This is a genomic window from Hydrogenophaga sp. A37, from assembly GCF_002001205.1.
In the GTDB taxonomy this organism is placed as follows: domain Bacteria; phylum Pseudomonadota; class Gammaproteobacteria; order Burkholderiales; family Burkholderiaceae_C; genus Hydrogenophaga.
This window is the reverse complement of record NZ_MUNZ01000169.1, coordinates 21,892-27,891: the sequence shown is the minus strand read 5'-3', so window position 1 is coordinate 27,891 and position 6,000 is coordinate 21,892. Positions and strand designations below refer to the sequence as shown.

Sequence of the window (6,000 nt, the reverse complement as noted above, 5' to 3'; positions counted from 1 at the left end):
CGCTGCAACGCCGCCAGCACGGCGCTGGGCAGGCTGGTGGTCACCGTCGACGGTGACCACCAGCCTGCCCAGCGCCGTGCTGGCGGCGTTGCAGCGGGCCCAGGTGCCGGCCAGTGCCTTGTCGGCCCTGGTGATCCCAGTCTCGGGCGAGGGGCCCGAGCGCATCCGCCACCGCGCCGAGGTGCCGATCAACCCAGCCTCGGTGATGAAGCTGGTGACCACCTACGCGGCCATGGACCTGCTGGGGCCCGACTTCACCTGGTCCACCCGTTTTGCCACCGACGGCGTGGTCGAAAAAGGCACGCTGCGCGGCAACCTCTACATCCAGGGCGGCGGCGACCCCAAGCTGGTGCTCGAACGCATCCAGGCGGCCTTTCAGTCGCTGCAGGACAAGGGGGTCGTGGTGGTGCTGGGCGACATGGTGCTCGACAACAGCGCGTTTGAAATCACCCCGCGCGACCCGGGCGAATTCGATGGCGAGGCCCTGCGCCCTTACAACGCCAGCCCCGACGCGCTGCTGGTCAACTTCAAGTCGGTGGTGCTCAGGTTCTCGCCCGACCCGGCGGCCGGCGTGGCCCATGTGTTCAGCGAGCCGCCCATGGCCGGTCTGGCCATCGACCCCACGGTGCCGCTCTCGCGCGGCGGCTGCGGCGACTGGCGCGGCGCCATCGCCGCACGTTTTGACGATGTGAACGCGATCCGCTTCGAGGGCCGCTACCCCCAGAGCTGCGGCGACAAGGAATGGCCGGTGGCCTACCAGGACCCGGCCAGCTACGCCGCGCGCGCGCTCGAAGGCCTGTGGCGCAACAGCGGCGGCGCGCTCACCGGCAAGGTGCGCACCGGCGCCACACCGGCCCGCGCACGCTTGCTGCACGAGGCCCGCTCGCTGCCCCTCTCGGAGATCATCGCGGACGTCAACCAGTGGAGCAACAACGTGATGGCCCAGCAGGTGTTTCTCACGCTGGGACAGCTGGCGCCGGCCCGGGTCGACTCGATGACCGTGCCGCGCGGGCGACTCACACCGGTGCGGCCCGGCCGCCTGGAGCGCTCGCGCGAGATCCTGGGCCGCTGGTGGAAAACCACCTTCGGCATCCGCCACGCCACGCCGGTGATGGAGAACGGCTCGGGCCTGTCGCGGGTCGAGCGCATCACCCCCGACGCCCTGGGCGCGCTGCTGCGCCACGCGGCGCGCCACCCGCAGGGCGCGCAATTCGTCCAGTCGCTCTCGGTGGCGGGTGTCAAAGGCACGGCCGCGCGCATCGGCCGTTCACCCGACAGCCTGGTGCACGGCAACGCCTGGCTGAAGACCGGCACGCTGCGCGATGTGACGGGCATCGCCGGCTATGTGAACGCGGGCCGCGGCGCGCGCTACGCGGTGGTGGGCTTCATCAACCACCCCAACGCCGTGGCAGCCCGCCCGGCGCTGGATGCGCTGGTGGAGTGGACCGCCAACTTGCCGGATTGAGGCTCCCCCCGCAGCGCTTCGCGCTACCCCCCAAGGGGGCGGCACTGGCCGTCCGGCAGAGCCGGCCCGGCGGTGCCCTGGGGTGTGGGCTGCTTCATTCCTCGGGACCGTGCTCCGGCAACGTGAAGAACTGAGACGGTTTCACCGTCCGGTTATCCGGCTCTGAACAGCCAGAAAGCCAACGCCACCGCGCCGCATGCCCCCAGCGCCCAGAACCCCCAGCGGGGTTGCTGGTGTTTTTCCAACATGGCGCGTGCCCGCCGGCGGTTCAGGGCCTCGTCCAGCACATCTTCGTCACACGCCTCGGCCTGCATGGTGCAGTAGTACTGGTGGCGCGTGGTTTCGTTGATGGCCAAGTTGTCGTCGTTGGCGCTTCGGAAGGCGAAGGAAGAGGGTTTCACGGTGGGCTCGACGGTGGTTGGACGGGGTGCGCGCCAGCGACCGGGGTGCGGACGCTCAACGCTGTCTCCCGTTCCATCGGCACAGGCAGGCGCTTCTTGAGTTTTTTTGCAGCGGGCGCTGCGGCGGGTTGCCCGCCGGATCAGCCTCTCAGGCCGCGGCGCGCTGGAGCCGGTCGCGCACACCGTCCCACTCGGCGCCTTCGGGCGGTGCTTCCACCCAGATCAGCTTCACGCCGGTGGCGTCGAGCTCGCGCAGCACGGCAAACAGCGCCTGCGCGGCAGCCGCGGCATCGTCGGGCATGCGGCGCTGGGGCACGCTGCGGGCGGCGCGCAGCGTGGCGCGCGCGTACACCGCGATGTGTTTCGCGTCCGCGCCCAGCACGTCGAGCGCCGCCTGCAGCTGCTGCACCGGCATCAGGCGCACTTTGGCGCGCGGCGCGTAGTGCGATTCGAGCGTGCCCGAGGCGCGCGGTGCGGCCTCGTCACGCTCGCGCACCGGCTCACCACAGGCCGCTTCGATCTGCGCGGGCGTGATGGCGCCGGGGCGCAGCAGCACGGGCGATCCCCGCGAAGCATCGACGATGGTCGATTCGATGCCCACCGGGCAGGCGCCCCCGTCGAGGATGAGCAGCGCGTCGTCGGGCAAGGCCGCAAACTCTTCGGCCACGTGCGCAGCGGTGGTCGGGCTCACGCGCCCGAAGCGGTTGGCGCTGGGCGCGGCCACGCCGTGCACGCCGTGCGCCCGCGCCGCGACCAGCAGCGCCTGCGCCGCCGGGTGCGAGGGGCAGCGCAGCCCCACCGAGTCCTGCCCGCCGGCCGCCACCGCCGCCACCTCGGGCCGGCGCGGCAGGATCAGCGTGAGCGGGCCGGGCCAGAAGGCCTGCATGAGCGCGACGGCGAAATCCGGCACCTCGCGCGCGAACGGCGCCACGGCGGCGCGCCAGCCGTCCGCCGCAGCGGGCGGAATGTGCACGATCAGCGGGTGGTCGCTCGGCCGGCCCTTGGCCTCGAAAATGCGCTGCACGGCGCTGGCGTTGCCCGCGTCGGCCGCCAGCCCGTAGACCGTTTCGGTGGGCATGCCGACCAGCGTGCCGGCGGCGAGGCGCAACGCGGCGGCTTCGATGGCCGCCGGGTCGCTCGCGTTCAGGGTCAGGGGCATCAGAAGAAGTCAGGCGAGCGGAGGGAGACCGAGCAGCGCCAACACTTTGGAAGCCGTCTCGCGCACCTGCGCCACCGAGCTGCCGGTGATGTTCAGGTGCCCCATCTTGCGGCCCGGGCGCGCGCTGAGCTTGCCGTACAGGTGCAGGTGCGTGCCGGGCAGCGCCAGCACCTGCGCCCAGGGCGGCGACACCGGCCGCTCGCTGGCCTGTGGGCGCACACCATTGGCGCTGAACCAGAGGTCACCCAGCAGGTTGACCATGATGGCCGGGCTGTGCTGGCGCGGCACGGGCAGCGGCAGGCCGGCGAGCGCGCGCACCTGGGCCTCGAACTGCGACATGTCGCAGGCGTTCTGCGTGTAGTGGCCGCTGTTGTGCGGGCGCGGCGCCATCTCGTTGACGATCAGGTCCGAGCCACCGGTGCCGTTGTCCACCACGAAGTACTCGACGCACAACACGCCGATGTAGTTCAGGTGGTTGGCGATCGCCACCGTGCTGGCCTGCGCGCGCGCGGCCAGGTCGGCCGGCACGGCGCCCTCGTAGACCTCGGTGATCGCGAGGATGCCGTCGTGGTGCGTGTTGGCCTGCACCGGGAAGCTCACCACCTGGCCGTCGGCGCCACGCGCCACCAGCACCGAGCACTCGCTCTGCAGCGGCATCAGCTTTTCCAGCACACAGGGCACGCGGCCCAGCTGCTCCCAGGCAGCGGCCAGCTCTTCGCGGGTCTTCACGCGGATCTGGCCCTTGCCGTCGTAACCCAGGCGCGCGGTTTTCACGATGCCGGGCAACAGATCGGCCGGCACCGCCGCTAGCAGCTCGGGCGATTCGATGGCCGCGTAGGGCGCGGGATACACACCGCTGATCGGGCCGCAGGCCACGAAGTGCGCCTTCTCCTGAATGCGGTCCTGCGCCACCGCCACGCAGGCCGACGACGGCGCCACCGGCCGGTGCGCACCCAGCGTGAGCAGCGCGGGCGCCGGCACGTTCTCGAACTCCGTCGTAATGGCGTCGCAGCGCTGCATCAGCTGCGCCAGGCCCTGCTCGTCGTCGTACGGCGTGTCGATGTGGTAGTGGCTGATCAACCCGGCCGGGCTGGCGGGATCGGGGTCCAGCACCGCCGTGAAATAGCCCATGGCCTGCGCTGCCTGCACGAACATGCGGCCGAGCTGGCCGCCGCCCATGACACCCAGCGTCATCTGCTGGCCACGGTCGGAGAGGGCGCCAGGAAGCAAAGGCTTGAGACTCATGAAGTTGGTTCCGGGTAACAGCTGCGTCAAGCGAGCAGGGGGTTGATCCAGCAAACACCGCGGAACCGGCTTTGCCGGGCCGCTGGTGTTGCCCCCTTGAGGGGGTCGCGCGCAGCGCGGCAGGGGTGGGTCATTCCGTCGGCAGGGTCATGTTGCGAGCCGCCTCGGTCTGCGCCGCGCGGAAGGCTTCGAGTTGCGCGCGCAAAGCCGGGTTCTCGTTGGCCAGCATCGCCACCGCAAACAGCGCCGCGTTCGCCGCACCGGCCGCACCGATGGCGAACGTCGCGACCGGGACGCCCTTGGGCATCTGCACGATGCTGTGCAGCGAATCGACACCCGACAGCGCCTTCGACTGCACCGGCACGCCGAGCACCGGCACCACCGTCTTGGCGGCGATCATGCCCGGCAGGTGGGCCGCGCCCCCCGCGCCCGCGATGATGGCCTTGAGCCCGCGGCCCACTGCGGCTTCGGCGTAGGCGAACATGTCGTCGGGCATGCGGTGCGCCGAGACCACGCGCGCCTCGTGCGGGATGCCGAAGTCCTTGAGGATCTGCACAGCGTGCTGCATGGTGTCCCAGTCGCTGCTGGAACCCATGACCACGCCCACCTGGATGGGGTTCATGTTCTTGCCTTTGGCCCTGGCCCGGACGGGGGCTGGCGGATGGAGAGGGGGCCGGCAATGTGCGCGGCTCCGGTAAAGTGTCGATTTTACGTTTCACGCCCGCGCGTTCTGCGCGGCGCGCCCCTTCCCAGAGCCTTTGCCATGATCAACGTCACCATCGAAAACTTTGAAGCCGAGGTCATCGAAGCCTCCATGCACACCCCCGTGCTGGTGGATTTCTGGGCGCCGTGGTGCGGCCCCTGCAAGGTGATCGGCCCGCTGCTGGAAAAGGTGGAGGCCGACTACGCCGGCCGCTTCAAGCTGGTGAAGATCGATTCCGACCAGGAACAGCAGCTCGCGGGCGCCTTCGGCATCAAGAGCATTCCCACCTGCGTGCTGCTGATGAACGGCCAGCCGGTGGACGGCTTCATGGGCGCGCTGCCCGAAGGGCAGATCAAGGCCTTTCTGGACAAACATGTGCCCGCGGCCGAAGAGGTCGAGGCCGCCGCTGAAGAGGCCGAGGCGCTGGACGCGCTGGCCGACGGCGACCTCGAAGGTGCGCTGGAGAAGCTGCAACACGCCGTAGAAACCAACCCCGAAAACGACGACGCCCGCTTCGACCTGGTGAAGCTGCTCTTAGAGCTGGAGCGCGACGACGACGCCAAGGTGGCGTTCGCCCCGGTGATCGCCAAATCCCTCGCGGTGCGCCGGCTCGATTCGCTCAACCGCTGGATGAAAGCGCGCGACGCGCAGGACATGGTGACCGACCCCGAAGCCCGCGCCGCCGAGCTGCAGGCCCAGATCGCCACCAACAAGCGCGATTTCGACAGCCGCTTTGCGCTGGCCCAGCTGCTGATGGCGCACAACCAGTTTGTGCCCGCCATGGACGAGCTGCTGGAGATCCTCATGCGCGACAAGACCTGGAACGAAGAGCTCGCCCGCAAGACCTACATCGCCATCCTCGACATCATCGAGCCGGCCAAGCCCAAGGTCGCCGAAGGCCAGGTGCCGCCCGAAGACCCGACCGTGGCGACCTACCGCCGACGCTTGTCGAGCGTGGTGCTGAGCTGACGCAGGGGGGTCGCGCGCCACCTGATGCACGACCGCCCTTCGGGCTCCCTCTCTCCCC

6 protein-coding genes are annotated in these 6,000 nt (G+C 70.2%); 2 read left to right on the top strand and 4 right to left on the bottom strand.

Annotated elements, in window-relative coordinates:
- A partial coding sequence (gene dacB, locus B0E41_RS22730; protein ID WP_143433976.1) for a D-alanyl-D-alanine carboxypeptidase/D-alanyl-D-alanine-endopeptidase occupies nucleotides 1-1,465 on the top strand: 1,465 nt, incomplete at its 5' end.
- 152 nt (nucleotides 1,466-1,617) lie between these two features.
- Here dacB and B0E41_RS22725 read toward each other — a convergent pair.
- The 4 genes from B0E41_RS22725 to purE form a co-directional block, all read right to left on the bottom strand.
- The gene (locus B0E41_RS22725) at nucleotides 1,618-1,866 is read right to left on the bottom strand and encodes a hypothetical protein (protein WP_077334758.1); all 249 of its coding nucleotides are present in this window, start codon (nucleotides 1,864-1,866) and stop codon (nucleotides 1,618-1,620) included.
- Between the two features lie 148 nt (nucleotides 1,867-2,014).
- Complete coding sequence (locus tag B0E41_RS22720; RefSeq protein ID WP_143433975.1) at nucleotides 2,015-3,025, bottom strand: L-threonylcarbamoyladenylate synthase; 1,011 nt, start codon at nucleotides 3,023-3,025, stop codon at nucleotides 2,015-2,017.
- A 9-nt stretch (nucleotides 3,026-3,034) separates the two neighbouring features.
- A complete protein-coding gene (locus B0E41_RS22715; RefSeq protein WP_077334756.1) occupies nucleotides 3,035-4,270 on the bottom strand; it encodes a 5-(carboxyamino)imidazole ribonucleotide synthase in 1,236 nt (411 codons plus the stop codon).
- Between the two features lie 130 nt (nucleotides 4,271-4,400).
- Nucleotides 4,401-4,892, bottom strand: coding sequence for a 5-(carboxyamino)imidazole ribonucleotide mutase (gene purE / locus B0E41_RS22710; protein WP_077334754.1), 492 nt, complete (start codon nucleotides 4,890-4,892; stop codon nucleotides 4,401-4,403).
- 141 nt (nucleotides 4,893-5,033) lie between these two features.
- Here purE and trxA point away from each other — a divergent pair, with 141 nt between their 5' ends.
- Nucleotides 5,034-5,942: a thioredoxin gene (gene trxA, locus B0E41_RS22705; RefSeq protein ID WP_077334752.1), complete on the top strand. Its 909-nt coding sequence runs from the start codon at nucleotides 5,034-5,036 to the stop codon at nucleotides 5,940-5,942.
- The last annotated feature ends 58 nt before the right edge of the window (nucleotides 5,943-6,000 follow it).